The 13897-nt window shown below is 68.3% G+C and carries 12 protein-coding genes and 1 pseudogene; 8 read left to right on the top strand and 5 right to left on the bottom strand.

Going from position 1 to position 13897, the window contains the following annotated elements; all coding sequences use genetic code 11:
- Positions 1 to 88 precede the first annotated feature (88 nt).
- Positions 89 to 406, bottom strand: coding sequence for a GIY-YIG nuclease family protein (locus AC3RJ8_RS17825; protein ID WP_489715667.1), 318 nt, complete (start codon positions 404 to 406; stop codon positions 89 to 91).
- A gap of 16 nt (positions 407 to 422) precedes the next feature.
- Between AC3RJ8_RS17825 and AC3RJ8_RS17820 the strand changes: the two genes are divergently transcribed.
- The 3 genes from AC3RJ8_RS17820 (at position 423) to AC3RJ8_RS17810 (ending at position 3504) form a co-directional block, all read left to right on the top strand.
- Entirely contained in the window at positions 423 to 974 is a 552-nt protein-coding gene (locus tag AC3RJ8_RS17820; protein ID WP_489713884.1) for a hypothetical protein, read from the top strand.
- 200 nt (positions 975 to 1174) lie between these two features.
- The gene (locus AC3RJ8_RS17815; protein WP_489713883.1) at positions 1175 to 2911 is read left to right on the top strand and encodes a hypothetical protein; all 1737 of its coding nucleotides are present in this window, start codon (positions 1175 to 1177) and stop codon (positions 2909 to 2911) included.
- A 71-nt stretch (positions 2912 to 2982) separates the two neighbouring features.
- On the top strand, positions 2983 to 3504 hold the full coding sequence (locus AC3RJ8_RS17810; RefSeq protein ID WP_489713882.1) for a hypothetical protein: 522 nt from the start codon (positions 2983 to 2985) through the stop codon (positions 3502 to 3504).
- Between the two features lie 406 nt (positions 3505 to 3910).
- Here the strand turns inward: AC3RJ8_RS17810 and AC3RJ8_RS17805 are convergent.
- Positions 3911 to 4111: pseudogene (locus AC3RJ8_RS17805) on the bottom strand (transposase); the annotation flags it as partial.
- 296 nt (positions 4112 to 4407) lie between these two features.
- Positions 4408 to 5355 carry a hypothetical protein gene (locus AC3RJ8_RS17800; protein ID WP_489713881.1) on the bottom strand — a complete coding sequence of 316 codons (948 nt, stop codon included), beginning with the start codon at positions 5353 to 5355 and terminating at the stop codon, positions 4408 to 4410.
- An 835-nt stretch (positions 5356 to 6190) separates the two neighbouring features.
- On the opposite strand from AC3RJ8_RS17800, the gene AC3RJ8_RS17795 reads away from it, so the two are divergent.
- The 3 genes from AC3RJ8_RS17795 to AC3RJ8_RS17785 all read left to right on the top strand — a co-directional run bounded on the left by AC3RJ8_RS17795 (position 6191) and on the right by AC3RJ8_RS17785 (position 9611).
- Complete coding sequence (locus tag AC3RJ8_RS17795) at positions 6191 to 7507, top strand: ISL3 family transposase (protein ID WP_489713880.1); 1317 nt, start codon at positions 6191 to 6193, stop codon at positions 7505 to 7507.
- 325 nt (positions 7508 to 7832) lie between these two features.
- On the top strand, positions 7833 to 9305 hold the full coding sequence (locus tag AC3RJ8_RS17790; protein WP_489713879.1) for an NAD(P)-binding protein: 1473 nt from the start codon (positions 7833 to 7835) through the stop codon (positions 9303 to 9305).
- A gap of 36 nt (positions 9306 to 9341) precedes the next feature.
- Positions 9342 to 9611 carry a hypothetical protein gene (locus AC3RJ8_RS17785; RefSeq protein ID WP_489713878.1) on the top strand — a complete coding sequence of 90 codons (270 nt, stop codon included), beginning with the start codon at positions 9342 to 9344 and terminating at the stop codon, positions 9609 to 9611.
- Between the two features lie 29 nt (positions 9612 to 9640).
- Here AC3RJ8_RS17785 and AC3RJ8_RS17780 read toward each other — a convergent pair whose 3' ends face one another.
- Complete coding sequence (locus tag AC3RJ8_RS17780; protein ID WP_489713877.1) at positions 9641 to 10765, bottom strand: LacI family DNA-binding transcriptional regulator; 1125 nt, start codon at positions 10763 to 10765, stop codon at positions 9641 to 9643.
- A gap of 119 nt (positions 10766 to 10884) precedes the next feature.
- On the opposite strand from AC3RJ8_RS17780, the gene AC3RJ8_RS17775 reads away from it, so the two are divergent.
- The gene (locus AC3RJ8_RS17775; RefSeq protein WP_489713876.1) at positions 10885 to 12642 is read left to right on the top strand and encodes an acyltransferase; all 1758 of its coding nucleotides are present in this window, start codon (positions 10885 to 10887) and stop codon (positions 12640 to 12642) included.
- Here the strand turns inward: AC3RJ8_RS17775 and AC3RJ8_RS17770 are convergent.
- Positions 12635 to 13414, bottom strand: a complete 780-nt coding sequence (locus tag AC3RJ8_RS17770; RefSeq protein WP_489713875.1) for an SDR family NAD(P)-dependent oxidoreductase — start codon at positions 13412 to 13414, stop codon at positions 12635 to 12637. The two genes, AC3RJ8_RS17775 and AC3RJ8_RS17770, sit on opposite strands and share 8 nt — an antisense overlap.
- Positions 13415 to 13466: 52 nt before the next feature.
- Between AC3RJ8_RS17770 and AC3RJ8_RS17765 the strand changes: the two genes are divergently transcribed.
- Positions 13467 to 13814 (top strand): ArsR/SmtB family transcription factor, encoded by a 348-nt coding sequence (locus AC3RJ8_RS17765; protein WP_489713874.1) that lies wholly within the window; start codon positions 13467 to 13469, stop codon positions 13812 to 13814.
- Positions 13815 to 13897 lie beyond the last annotated feature (83 nt).

Here is a 13897-nt window from a genome sequence, read left to right as displayed (position 1 = left end):
GAACGGCAGGTGCCACAGGTCGGAGCCACGTGTCCGTGCTGCAGTTCCACCGGGCGGCCCCAGATCCGATTGGCTGTCGCTCCAGCGATCAGTTCCGGTTCAGGCCGTGCCTCCGCGTGTCCAGGACGTGCTTGAAGTGACTCTCTGTCTGGTCGATCACGGGCGTCGGCGTCGCTGGGTCGAACACCCGCAGGATCGAGAACCGGAAGGTCGTCGGGTCGAGACCGCGCAGCTCGACGTTGCCGCCGTGACCGTTGGAGGCATAGGCGCCCCAGCGCTGACGGATGCTCTCGGCGCCGTCGGCCTTGCCGATGTACTGACGGCCGTCGCGTGTGTCGGTGATCAGGTAGATCCCCACCACGGAGGACAGCGCCGTGCGCCACGCGGCATAGCGGTGCTCTCGCATCACAGCCTGAAGCTGCGTGATCGAGGGCCAGCCGATCGAAGCCGGGGAACGGGACGGGCTGGGAGTCCGCGATCTCCAAGACCGGGTAGCCGGCAGCTGTGGGCCCGTTGAGTCGCCAGGTGCGTGGAGATCGCCAGCCGATGACGAGGCGTTCCTTGAGGTCCTCCATATGGTCGGACTGGACCAGGTCGAAGGTCCGTCGCTGGCCGTCGTTCGAGGTCTCGCCGCGGTGCTCGACTACCGACCACAGGCGGGCTTGGGTGCCACCTTCGGGGATGAAGACGATCCAGAAGCGAGGCGGGTTGGCCGGGAACTGGCGCGGGTTCGCGGATTGGCTGGCGGTGTACGCGAGGATCTCGTCGTCTGTCGAGTCCGCGTGGATGCCGCTGGTCGCGGTGTCGTCGTGCTCCTTGACGTAGGCGTGGCGTATCACCAGAGCGTCGGCCGGGCTGATGCCGGCAATGCGAAGGATGGGTTCGAGCGTCAGCGTCACGACGGGCCTCGTTTCCACACGTTTGGCGGTGGGTGTACGTCGACACATCTTCTCAATGGCGCTTCCGTGTCCTGACCAGGCCCGCCAGTTAGAGTGGTCTGCCCGGCTTCCGTGGAGTCCGCTGGACCCGGGGCTCAACACTCGAATGGACGGGCGACTCATCTGTCCCGGCGGGCTCCGCGTGGATTGGGCCGTTATGTGCCCACGACGTCGATTTCAGGGGGGTCAACGGTGAGCGGTCGCGCACCTGTCAGGGCTGGTGAGAGGGTGTCGTCGTGATCAGCGACGAGCCGCTGTACCCGTGGGCGACGTGTGGGCGGGAGGCGTTCGACCGTGCTGTTGAGCTGCTGCTCCAGCGCAAGCACCAGGGCGGTCCAGGGGTCGCGCAAGGCGTGGACGGGCGAGGTGGTGACGAGGGCATCGACGTCGATGTCACCGAGCCGGACGGCACCATTTCCACGATCTACCAACTCAAGTACTTCCCTGAGGGCTTCTCTGGCGGGTGGGCCAAGACCCGCCGAGCGCAGATCCGCAAGTCGTTCAACTCCGCAATGAAGCACGACCCAACAACGTGGGTGCTGGTGATCCCCGGCAAGCCGACACCGAAGGAACGCACCTGGGTCCGCAAGCTCAAGGGCGATCACAAGGCGCGCGTCGAAATCTTGGGCCGGGACGGGCTCGACCACCTGCTCGTCCAGGCGCCAGACATCCTTCGTGAGCTCACGAACGGGCCGCTCACCGAGGCACTGCGGATGGCTGGCAACGAGCACCTGGCGCTGAACACGGCTGCCGACCTGGAGAAGGTCGCCCGCGACTTCTCCCAGCGTGTGAACTCTCGCAGCGCCTTCTGGGGCTCGGACATGGTCCTGGGCGCGGACGGGTCAGTGACCCAGCGCCTGGTCGCCAAGCGCCCGGACGCGCACGAGAAGGAACCGCTATCCGTCATACCCCAGTTCAAGCCCAACGCTGCTGGTGAGGAAGCCAGGGCCAGGCTGGAAGAACTGCACAGTTTCGGAGGGGCCGGCCTGCGCATCAGCGCCGACGCCCTGGTGTCGGTGAAGATGGAAGGCCCGCAGTGGTTCAACCAGGACATGACCGACGTAGCCGAGGTTGGCTTCGGGCCGGTCAACATGTCCAGGGAGATTACCATCGAGCTGCGGGCGGTCACCGCCTCGGGTGCCACCCTGCAGAGCCTGGACGGGCGGTCTCGGATGAGCCGCGGAAGCGGTGGGAAGAAGCTGTGGGTCGAGCTTGCTTGTGGTCTGAGCTTTGAGTTCGTGATGCAGGACTCCGTGGAGAAGGGCTCCGCGACGGTCACCTCGAAGCTGGAGGGTCACCGCATCACGGACGTGGCAGAGGCATTGAAGTTCATGGACAGGTTCGTCCCGGGCAGAGAGCTCAGCCTTGAAGTATGGGCCGACGGCAAGCGCCAGTTCATGTTCCACATCCCCGACGCGGTGTTCAACGGTCTGAGCCCAGATGGGTACACACGCCAGCTGATCGAGGACCTGACGGTGGTGTCCCGACACTTCTCGGTCCCGCTGAAGTTGCCGAACGAGTTGACCTGGGCGGAGCGTGAAGAGATCCGCAAGGCCCGCCTGGTGGTCGACGGCAAGGTCATCGCCGAGCGCGACTTCGGGAACCTTGACGTGGTGCTCAGCGGCAAGACCGCAGACTCCATTGAGGACATGATCCAGTCCGAAGCCATGATGGTGGTGGTCGAGACCGAGGTGCACTACCTGGTCCAAGGACACAAGTTGCCTATCCGGGCCAAGATCTTCCACCCGCGGGCGCAGTACAACGAGCCCCAAGTGGTGCTCGACGCGCTGCAGTCCGGCACCGCCGAAGGGATGTCCGCACGCATCCGGGGCGTCGACGGCACACCCTTCCGGGTCTTCCTGGACGACCACCCGGACCGCGACCCGCACCGGCCACTGGCCGTGGAGCCACTGGGAATCATCGAACCCGAACTGTTGCGCCCCAGGTTCAGTGGAGGCTCTGGTGTGCCGTAGCAGCATGCGTAGCTCAAGGTGTGGGCGAGCCGCCGAACGCGTGGACGCCGTCGCCCAGTAGGTTAGTCGCCGTGATCTTCAAGGTAGCCGCAGAGTCCAGTTCGCCGTGGTGGGACACCAGTATCTTCGGCGTTGTCGTCGGCACGGTCCTGACCGGGCTGTTGGCATACGTGCTCGGTATGCAGAACGCTCGGATTCAACGCCGCGAGGCAGCGCTCCAACGAGACTTTGACCGGGTGGAAGCCCGTCGTGAAGGGCGCGGTGAAGCGGCTTCACGCCTCATCGCCGCGGCGCTCAAGAGTGCTGATGCGGCCGTGAGGTTCGAGGTCGAGCACGGCGGAGCCTCGCCTGGGGATGTTTTTCCCGAGGAGATGAGCGAGAACGATGTGGACCTCGCATTCGCGGAGTTCTCGATTCAGGTTCCCGATGCCACCGGTGCCGTTGGCAGCGCGCTGCGAGACAAGGTCTACATGCTGGCTTGGGGCTGGAACCCCACGGCTAGGGTGGCCGGAACCGCGACACACACGGATGTCCAGGATGCGGTTACTGTGCTTCGCGAGCACATGCGCGCACTGCTGGGAAACGACGTCTGAGCTCAGCCGATGACGGTGCCTTCGGCGCGCAGCCGCCTTGCCTCAGGGGTTCGCGATATCGCTCATGACGCGCATTGGCGCACCCGCATCCACGTCCGGCGAGGCTCGGGGGTTCGCCCTCTCGGACCCGCCAAGTCAGCCATACTGCCGTCATGGCAATCATATGGAGCAGGTTGCACAAGGTCCTTGGCATCGAGTCACCACGGCAGTTGGAAGCAGCCGACATCGCACGTGCCATCGACCAGAATCTTGCTGAGGATGCCGCACTGGACTCCAAGGCGCGCTGGCGAGTAGAGAACGCGGCGGACAGAGACAGGTCACAGACCGAGACCGCGAAGAACATCGCCGCGATGTCCAACACCGGCGGCGGAGGCGGTCTCAACTGGTCGTTGCAACACCGGGTTGGTCAGGTGGTCGAGAGTAGTTGGTCGAGTTTCTCGGCGGGGGTGGCCCAGCCGAGGGTTTGGCGGGGTCGGGTGTTGAGGGCGTCGGCGACGTCGTCAAGGTCGCTGGCGGGGTGGGCGGACAGGGCGGTGCCTTTGGCATAGTAGTCGCGCAGTACGCCGTTGGTGTTCTCGTTGCTGCCGCGTTGCCAGGGTGAGTGGGGGGACTGCTGCACGGTGACGTGTAGCCGGTAGTTACCGTCGCTACGGTATCCGTTGAGCGAGGCGTTGGTGGGTTTCGATCATGCCGCCAGACTTGGGAGATCACGGCGCGTCACCACCATGAGGTCTATTCAAGTGAGCTCGCGGTGTCGTTCGCGCAGCCGACCGGGTTTGACGCATATACTCCAGCGGATTCTCGAATTCTTCGACGAACCTGGCGACGACTGATCAGCTTGTCGCCTCGGCTGGCGTGGCCGCGATCGTTCGCTATGGCGAAGGTCCTCTAGGGCGCGGAGTATCAGTTCCCTCGAGCGGCGGCCATCAGGGGTGCAGAGTTCTCGATGATCGTCCGGTCTCCGGAGGAGCTGGTTGTCAGTCCGGTGTCCGCGGGGGCGAACGCGGAGCGAGCGAGCTCGGTCAGGACGATGGCGCGACTTTCGGTGTCTTCGGCCAGCGAAGAGGCCATCAGGGCATAGGTGTCCAGTGCTGCCATGCGTTGCTGGTAGGAGGACTCCATGTGCCGGTGCGCCCGGTAGTTCTTCGAGCAGAACGCTGCGGCGTAGGACAGCACGCCGATCGCCAAGGCCTTCGTGGCAAGCATGGCCCCGATCTCTTCCCAGGACTGAGGGTTGCCGCTTCGAGCGAGCGTCTCCGCGATTAGCCACGCGACGACCAGTGCCAGAAGACATCCGGCGACCGCCACACCCCGGAGCCAGCGGGTGGCCGCCTCGCCTTGGGCTTTGGCCTGCTGCTCATAGTGCTCAGCGAACCGGCCCACGCCGACGCGGTCAACGAGCTCCTTGGCCCGCGTTTCCAGGCGCTGAAACTCCTCCGCCGTGGTGGTTGCCTTCTGCTGGATTTGCGACGCTTCGAGCAGCCTCCGCCCCAGCTCGGTCGCGTCGCTGCGGAGCTGGGGGCGAACAACCTCCGCCAGTCGGTTGGCGCCGTTCTCGATCGCGCTCATCAGCTGGTGCCATGCCGGGTCGTGCGGGCCGTCAGGTTTGCGTGCTTGCAGCTTCTTGAACTCCGTGACGGCTCCACCGACTGTGGTGAACACGTCGGTTGCGGCCTGTCGAGCAGACTGGGACACCTCTGCCGTAGGTTCTTGGTCGAAGGCGTACAGGACGCCGCGGATCGCCTGGTACTTCTCGATGGTGAGCTTCGTGGTGGCGTCGTCGTGGCCGTCGGTGAAGACGTCAGCTACCGCAGGTATCGCCGACCAGTCTCCGTCTGTTACAAGGCCCATCTTCGCTCCTTCGTCAGGTCTCGATGAGGCGACGCTACTGCGGTCGGGGTCCCAACAGGCCCTCAAGGATGCGCTGGCGACGAGATCGCGCGTTCCGCCTGCCGACGGCGGGCGTGCAACCTACTTTGCGCACCCAACGCGACACGCCCGAGATCGCGCAAGGTAGGCAGGCGTGTTCACGCAATCTGCGCTGCACGTCGACAGTTGTGTCGACGTGCGGCGCAGATTGCGCAGACACGCCTGCCTACCTTGCACGAATTCGGGCGTGTCGTGGGCCGTGCGCAAAGTAGGTTGCATCGTGCCTGGTCAGCCGACCACCGCGGTCAACGATTCGAATTTCGCTATCTCAGCGCTGATACACGCTACTGTCCATGCTGAGTCCGCCGCCGAGGCCGGGCGCTTCAATGAAGGACCCGTGAACTCTCACGCCACCGCGCAGAAGCGGGTGGAACTGCTCCGACATCGGTTGACTCCTGATCGCCAAGACCACGGGCGGCGGCCCTACCTTGACGAAGGGCGCGAGCTTCAGAGCCACTCGCACACGGGCGCTACGGAACGAACTGCGCTGTGGCCAGTGACCTCACGGGCACGTGTCCGCGCAGTGATGGAGCACGGCCGGACGGCGGACTCAGTGCAGCTCGGTGGCCGCTCCGGGCATGCGCAGGACGCAGCGCTCGTTGTCCTGCATTTCGCACAGTAAGTCGTAGCCCTGGGCGGGGCTTAGGGGCTCATCCGATCTGAGGGTGTAGCAGCGGTAGCGTGACCGGGTCCGGAGATGGGTCGAGGTCCCCTGATGATGGGGGTTCTGACACCAACCCATCCAGAAGACCTCGACGTGAGTGACGCTACCTTCCACACCCCTGACCTGACCACGTTCTGCCGCCTGGACAAGCTCGGTCTCGTCGTGACCGGACAGCACCTGGAGCCCGACCGCGCGGTGCTGGAGTGCCGCGTCGTGACGCGCGAGGACGACGCGTTCTGCCGCGGGTGCGGTGCCGAGGGCGTCATGCGTGACACCGTCTCGCGGCTGCTGGCGCACGAGCCCTTCGGGTGGCGGCCGACGACGCTGCTGATCAGGGTGTGCCGCTATCGCTGCTCGGGCTGCGCCCGGGTGTGGCGTCAGGACACCACGGCGGCGGCGGAGCCGCGGGCGAAGCTGTCGCGGGCGGCGGTGCGCTGGGCCCTGGTCGGGCTCGTCGTTCAGCACCTGACCGTGGCGCGGGTAGCCGAGGCCCTCGCGGTGTCGTGGCACACCGCGAACGACGCCGTCCTGGCCGAGGGACGCCGCCTGCTGATCGACGACGAGGCCCGCTTCGACGGCGTCACCACTGTCGGCGTCGACGAGCACGTCTGGCGGCACACTCGCCGCGGGGACAAGTACGTCACCGTGGTCATCGACCTGACCCCGATCCGCAACGGCACCGGACCGGCCCGCCTGCTCGACATGGTCGAAGGGCGCTCCAAGAGCGCGTTCAAGACCTGGCTCGCCGCCCGCCCGAAGACCTGGCGCGACGGCGTCGAGGTGGTCGCGATGGACGGCTTCACCGGCTTCAAGACCGCTGCGGCCGAGGAGCTGCCCGACGCAGTCGCGGTGATGGACCCCTTCCACGTGGTGAGGTTGGCCGGTGACGCCCTGGACCGCTGCCGCCGCCGAGTCCAGCTCGATCTGCACGGCCACCGCGGCCGTGCCAAGGACCCGCTCTACCGCGCCCGGCGGACCCTGCACACCGGCGCCGACCTGCTCACCGACAAGCAGACGACCAGGATCGAGGCGCTGTTCGCGATCGAGGAGCACGTCGAGGTCGAGGCGACCTGGGGCATCTACCAGCGCATGATCACCGCCTACCGCCACCCCGACCGCGCACACGGCCGCGCCCTGATGACCGCCGTGATCGACTCCCTGACTCGCGGCGTCCCGGCCGTACTCACCGAGCTCGTCACCCTCGGCCGGACCCTCAAGAAGCGCGCCGCCGACGTCCTCGCATTCTTCGACCTGCCCGGCTCGAGCAACGGACCGACGGAGGCGATCAACGGCCGACTCGAACACCTGCGCGGCTCCGCCCTCGGCTTCCGCAACCTGACCCACTACATCGCCCGATCCCTGCTCGAGGCCGGAGGCTTCAGACCACTGCTACACCCTCAGATCGGATGAGTCCCATAACTCTCATCCTTCCGGGGAATGAGAACCTCCAACAGGCCCGTCACGAGACAATCGTGAGGAGAACACCACGGCAGCAGCCGAGCTCGGGATGATGACGGTGCTGTATCGCGACGCGGTCGGGCTGGAGATGCTTGCCCCAGTTCTCGGGTTCTCGCTCCTGTCCTGAGATTCGAGTGGGACCGTCGAACTCAGCAAACCTACCGATCACGTGACAACTGCGGCATTTCGCGCGACCGTCGCCGCTTCGATAAATTCACGCGGGTGCATCCGACGCGAGCACCCACCCGCTGATACTGTGGCCGCGGAGGTCGCAAGCATGGAAGTGGTATATCAGACCGGCGGAAACCGTGTTGTCCTGAATCCGGCGCTTCTCGTGATCGCATGCGATCCACGTGCGCTCGAACCGGTGATGGACTATACGCCCCCAGAGCAAGCGCTGTTCAGCTCCCTCCGCAACTTCACGTTCTACACGACGTGCCTGCGCGTCTATCCGCGCAAAGCACAAGACCGGGTCGTCATCCTCGCTCCCGACATCGTCGAGTCACAGACGGGCCTCGTGCAGGGGTATCGCAACGAGACAGCGAAGCGCTGGGGCCTTGCGGCCGCGAACGAGGCTGCGACCAACGTGGTCACGACGTATCAGATGGTCGGGATCGACGGTGCGTCGGATCCCGCGACCCTGGCAGCACAGCGAAACGCATTCCTGGACAACCCGCCCTCATGGTGGCCGTTCCAGCCCGGCTGGTACGAGGTCGTGCAGGTCGACGAGAATCAGAACGGCGCGATCCGCCCGGCCGCGAATCCGTTGTCGACACCGTATTTCGATCAGTTCCCGGGCGGCGCGCTCGACGCCGGGGCTCCGTGGCGATGGCTCGACATGCAGGGCGCGAACGACACGGTGTACGTCCACGCGTCGACCTGCTTCGAGTCCGTCCTGCACTGCTGGTCGTACCTGAACATCCTGTTCGGCGCGAAGCCGGAGCTCATGTCGACGGCCAGGGACAGTTCCATCGTGGTCATTGGGGCGGGAGTGAGCGGGCTGCTCTTCGCGGAACGCTTCATCGACGCGGGATACACGAACGTCACGCTGCTGGAGAAGACGAACCGCTTTGCTGGAAAGACGCATTCGTTGCAGGTGCCCGACCAGGGCGGCACGACGATCGCGGAGCTCGGCACCTGCTACCTGTCGCCGGCGTACGACGACATGGCGCAAGCGCTCTCGAGGTACACCGTGGGCAACGCCCGCGTGGCCGTCGCGCACGGGTCCGAACGAGGCATCGTGGTCGGCACGCCGCCGAACGAGACGGTCATGACTTTCAGTGAGTACGGACTCATGGTTGCCTGCCAGTACCTCGGCTACGGATGGCCGTGCAGCGCGGCAGACCAGGACCGCGCCTACGCTGACCTCGTGCTCGCCGCCGGGATCTACGTCGGTCTACGTCGCGAGATCTTCGGCTCCTTCGATGGCGTCATGCCGACCTCGAGGCCGGTGGGTGACCCGTACGGGGTCTTCTCGAAGACCTTCGCGCAGTTTCTCGACGACCACAAGATGGGCGCCCTCAAGGGCTATCTGATGTACGCCTATCAGGTGCAGGGATATGGCGATCTCGACAAGATCCCCGCGTACTACGGTCTCGTCTGGGTCATGCCGGACATGGCGTGGCCCTTCGGCGAGTCGAGCGGCGTCACGGCCTGGCAGAAGGGCTGGGAGGACGTCTGGGACCAGATCGTCCAGAAGTGCAACATGAACATCACGTTGAATGCGGACGTGGTCAGCATCCGCCGCTGACGACGGGACGCGGTCGACGGCGGCTACTCTCGGCGCATGCGCAACGCGACCCTGCGACGGATCGCGCGGAGCGTCGCCGTCGTCGCCGCGATCCTCGCGATCGCCGACGGCTTTCGCTGGGGCAACCGGTGGTACGTCTCGACGATGTTCGGCGGTGCCGCGAGCGGGGACGACATGGCGGCGGAGAAGCTTGCGGGTGCGCACGGCGCCCTGGTCGCCGGTCTGTGCTGGCTGAGCCTCGCGACCATTGCTGCTGCGGTGGGGTGGCAGCTCCGCGTCGTGCCCGTCCGGGCGGCACAGGACTGACCTCTCGCGGAGGTCTTCGAGCTCACCGGTCAGCGCGGACCTCGCGTGCACACGCTCGAGCGGCGGACCGCGAGCGTCGGGTCGAGCATCACCCGGTGTGTCGGGCGTCGTGATCCCTCGGTCAGTCTGGCCACCATGTTCTCGATCGCCAGCCGACCGACCTCCTCCTTCGGCGGACGCACCGCCGTGAGCGGGGGATCACCGAGCTCGGCGACCTCGTCGTCGTAGGCGACGATCGCGAGGTCGTCCGGTATCCCGACGCGGGCCTCGAGGCAGTACTGAGCGAAGCTCAGCGCGAACGGGTCGGAGTGCACGACCACTGCCGACGTCCCGGTGCGCCGGATGTCGCCGAGTGCCGCCGCGAGGAGGTCGGTCCGGCCGGGGCGGTCGAAGCCGTCGGTATGGCCGACGACCTGGTCTTCGGGTGCCAGCCGGAGCGTGCGCATCGCGTCGCGCCACCCCCGTCGGAGCGCACGTGAGGTCGTGGTGCCGGCGATTGACAGCAGCCCGATCCTGCGGTGCCCCTGCCGGTGGAGGTGCCACACCGCCGTCGCGGCCCCCGACGCATGGTCCGACGCCACCCACTCGAGGCTCCGGAAGGGGCTGATCTCCGGCGGCCGTCGGTCGGCGAGCAGGACGGGGATCTCGAGCCGGTCCAGCCAGTCCAGCAGCTCGGTGACACGCGGGCCGCGCATCGTCGGCGTGACGACGATGCCGTCGATGCCGGGGGTGTCGGCCAGACGGCGGCACTGGTGCAGATCCTCGTCGGGGTCGTAGGCGGTGGTGCGGATGACGAGCCGGACCTGCGCCCGGGCCGCGGCGGCGCGGGCACCGGCCACGACACGAGGGAAGTAGTAGTCGAGCTGCGGGACGACGAGGCCGATCGTCATCCGCGAACCGCGGCGGCCGGCCCCCGCGCCAGCCGGTAGCGGGTCGGTCCCTGTCGATGTGTCGGGAAGGGCCGCGCCACCGTGGACGCGCACGAGCAGGCCCCTGGCCGCCATCGCGTTGATGTCGCGCCGGACCGTCATGGCGGACACGCCCAGCCGGTCGGCGAGGGCGGCGACCGTCACGGTCCCGTGCGTGCGCAGGTCTCGCAGGATGTGCTCGCGGCGTGCCACGCCGAACCCGGGCCCGGAGCGTGCTGCGGCCATGCCAGGAAGCTCCTCACGGGATCTGGATGTTCGAGTGTGTTCATACCCACCTCGTCCGTGCGAAGCAACACCGCACGCGCGCGAGACTCGTCCACACGCCGACCGAGGAGGAGATCACTGTGTCAGAGCCGGTGGACGAGACCGTGGCCCGGTTCGGCCGGAGCGCGCTGGACTTCACTCCCTGGGCCTTCTGGACCGAGGCCGACGACGGGCAGCGGGAGACCCAGCGCGACCTGCAGGCAGGGCTGACCACCGGCCGCGGCTACGTGTTCGGCGAGGCGTGCTTCGTCTCCGCGCTGTCGTCGGTGACCAACGACGCCCTGTCGCTCGGCGACCGCACCTACGTCGCCGCGGGCGCCTACCTCAGCGGCACGCTGCGGACGGGGCGCGACTGCAGCATCAACCCGTACGCGGTGGTGCGCGGTGACGTCCGGCTCGGCGACGCCGTGCGCATCGGGGCGCACTCGTCCGTGCTCGGCTTCAACCACTCGATGGAGCCCGACGCCGAGGTGCACCGCCAGCCGCTGACGTCGGTCGGGATCACCATCGGTGACGACGTCTGGATCGGCTCGCACGTCGTCGTCCTCGACGGCGTCACGGTGGGGGACCAGGCCGTGCTCGCGGCGGGTGCGGTGGTCACCAAGGATGTGCCCGCGGGCGCGGTCGTGGGCGGCAACCCGGCACGGCACATCCGGTGGCGCGTGCCGCCGACGACGACGTCGGGACCGGCCGGAGGGCTCGCTCGGGCGGTCCGAGACCTCGCCGAGCGCGCGCGGGATCAGGCCGCCGCCGTCCTCGACCGGTGCTGGGACCCCGCCACCGGGCTGTTCGCGGACCAGCCCGGCGCGGCCCCCACGGTGCGTGCCCAGTGCGATGCCGTGGAGATCGCGGACCTGCTCCTCGACGGCCCTCCGCCGCAGCTTCCGGCGGCCGACCAGGTGGAGCGGCTGCGGTCGTGGCAGGACCCGGCGACCGGGATGGTGGGCGAGCTCGGGCGCGACGCCGAGGGCGTCGTCGTCCGCCCCGGCCCTGTGCCGCTCGCCCCGCGCGGGAACCTGTTCGACGCGGCGACGGGCTACCACGTGCTGTCCGTCGGCTACGCGCTCGACCTGCTGGGCAGCGGCTTCGCCCACCCGGTGGCAGTCGTGGCGAGCGCCGGGCCCGACGACGTCGTCGCCGGGCTGGAGCGTCAGAGCTGGGCGACCGGAGCCTGGTCGGCCGGCCACTGGGTCGACATCCTCGGCACCGCGATGCACTGGAACCACCGCCAAGGGGTCGACGGCGTCCGGGGAGCACGCGAAGCGCTCTGCGGATGGCTCGTGACACGGGTGGACCCCCGGACGGGCATGTGGGGCTCGGCCGACGGGCCGGGCGGCCTGCTCGAGGTGGTCAACGGGTACTACCGCGCCACGCGGGGCACGTTCGCCCAGCTCGGGCTGCCCGTCCCGCACGCGGAACGGGTGGTCGACACGGTGCTGGAGCACGCCGGGGACTCCCACCTGTTCCGGTCCGACCGCCAGAACGCGTGCAACGTGCTCGACGTCGCACACCCCCTCTGGCTCACCCGCCACTGCGGTCACCGTGGCGAGGAGGTCGCCGCGGTGGCGCGAGACCTCCTCGAGCAGGCGCTGCCGCGGTGGCGGGACGGTGAGGGGTTCGCCTTCCGGGCACCGCACCGCACGACCGCCGGTGTCGCCGCGACGGCCCCCAGCCTGCAGGGCACGGAGATGTGGTTGGCGATCCTGTGGCTCCTCGCGGACCTCGCCGGAGTCGCCGACGAGCTCGGCTACCGGCCGCGTGGCGTGCACCGGCCCGAGCCCGGGTCCGGCCCGCCGTCCGGCGACGGCGGCGCGTCACGGCCGGTGCGCGTCAGGTGAGCTCCAGCCCGCCGTCGAGGGTGAGGACCTGCCCGGTCATCCAGGTGGTGCCCGGGTCGGCGAGCCGGAGGATCCACTCGGCGACCTCGTCGGGCTCGCCGCGTCGGCCGAGCGGGATCTGCTGAGCCTCTGCCTCCTTGATCTGGCGCACGGTCGCGTCGGGCAGCCCCGCGGCGGCCAGCGCCTCGCTCTCGGTCGGCCCCGGCGCCAGCGCGTTGACGCGCACGCCCTCGGGTGCGAGCTCCAGGGCCCACGAGCGCGTCAGGTGCTCGACGGCGGCCTTGGAGGCGGCGTAGTGGGCAGCGCCGGGCAGCGGTCGGTGGCCGAAGGTGCTGGAGACGTTGACGATCGTGCCCCGCCGACGGCGCAGGTGCGGCAGGGCGGCGGCGGCCAGCACGCTGGGAGCGGTGACGTTCAGGGCGAACAGGTCGGTGATGCGGTCGGCCCGGGTCTCGGCCAGCGGCATCATCGCGGTGGCGCCGGCGTTGTTGACGAGCAGGTCGATGCGCCCCCAGCGGGACGCGGCGGCCTCGACCACCTCGCCGGGCCCCTCCGGGGATCGCAGGTCGGCGGGGTGGACGGTGATGCCGGGGTGCTGGGCCGCGGTCTCGGCCAACGCGTCGCGGCGCCGGCCGACGCCGAGGACGTGGGCTCCGGCGCGGGCGAGGGCGATCGCGGTGGCGCGCCCGATGCCTGATCCTGCGCCGGTGACGATCGCGACGCGGTCGGCGAAGCGACCCTGCTCGGCCTGATGAGGAGGTGCGGTGCTCAACTCGACTCCTTGTTCGATGTTCGTAGAACGTCGAACAAGTTACCATGGACCCATGCGGACAGCGCCCCACCCAGCAGCCGAGAACCTGGCGTTGCCCGAGGTCATGGCGGCGCTCAGCGACCCGCTGCGCATCGGGCTCGTCCGGGTGCTGGCCGACGACGGCGAACGGGGCTGGGGCGAGCTGCGGGTGCCGGTGGCCAAGTCGACGCTCAGTCACCATCTGCGGGTGCTGCGCGACGCAGGAGTGACCCGGACGCGCCAGGAGGGCACGCGCTGCTTCGTCCGGCTGCGTCGCGAGGACCTGGAGTCGCGCTTCCCCGGTCTGGTCGACGCGGTCCTGGCGGCAGCCGACGCCGACGGCGTGGGTGACGGCGTCGGGCTCGTGGCCCGCACCGTATGACCCACCGGAGCGGACGCCAGGTTGTCGCCATGACCAGTCTCGGTGCGAGGCCCGACGGCGCCGGTCCGGTGCGTGACCTCGGT

The organism is Isoptericola sp. MSGPD8_1_ISO-PGPR-S23-394, assembly GCF_058072785.1.
The sequence above is the reverse complement of the archived record's forward strand: the minus strand, read 5'-3'. Positions and strand labels throughout refer to the sequence as shown.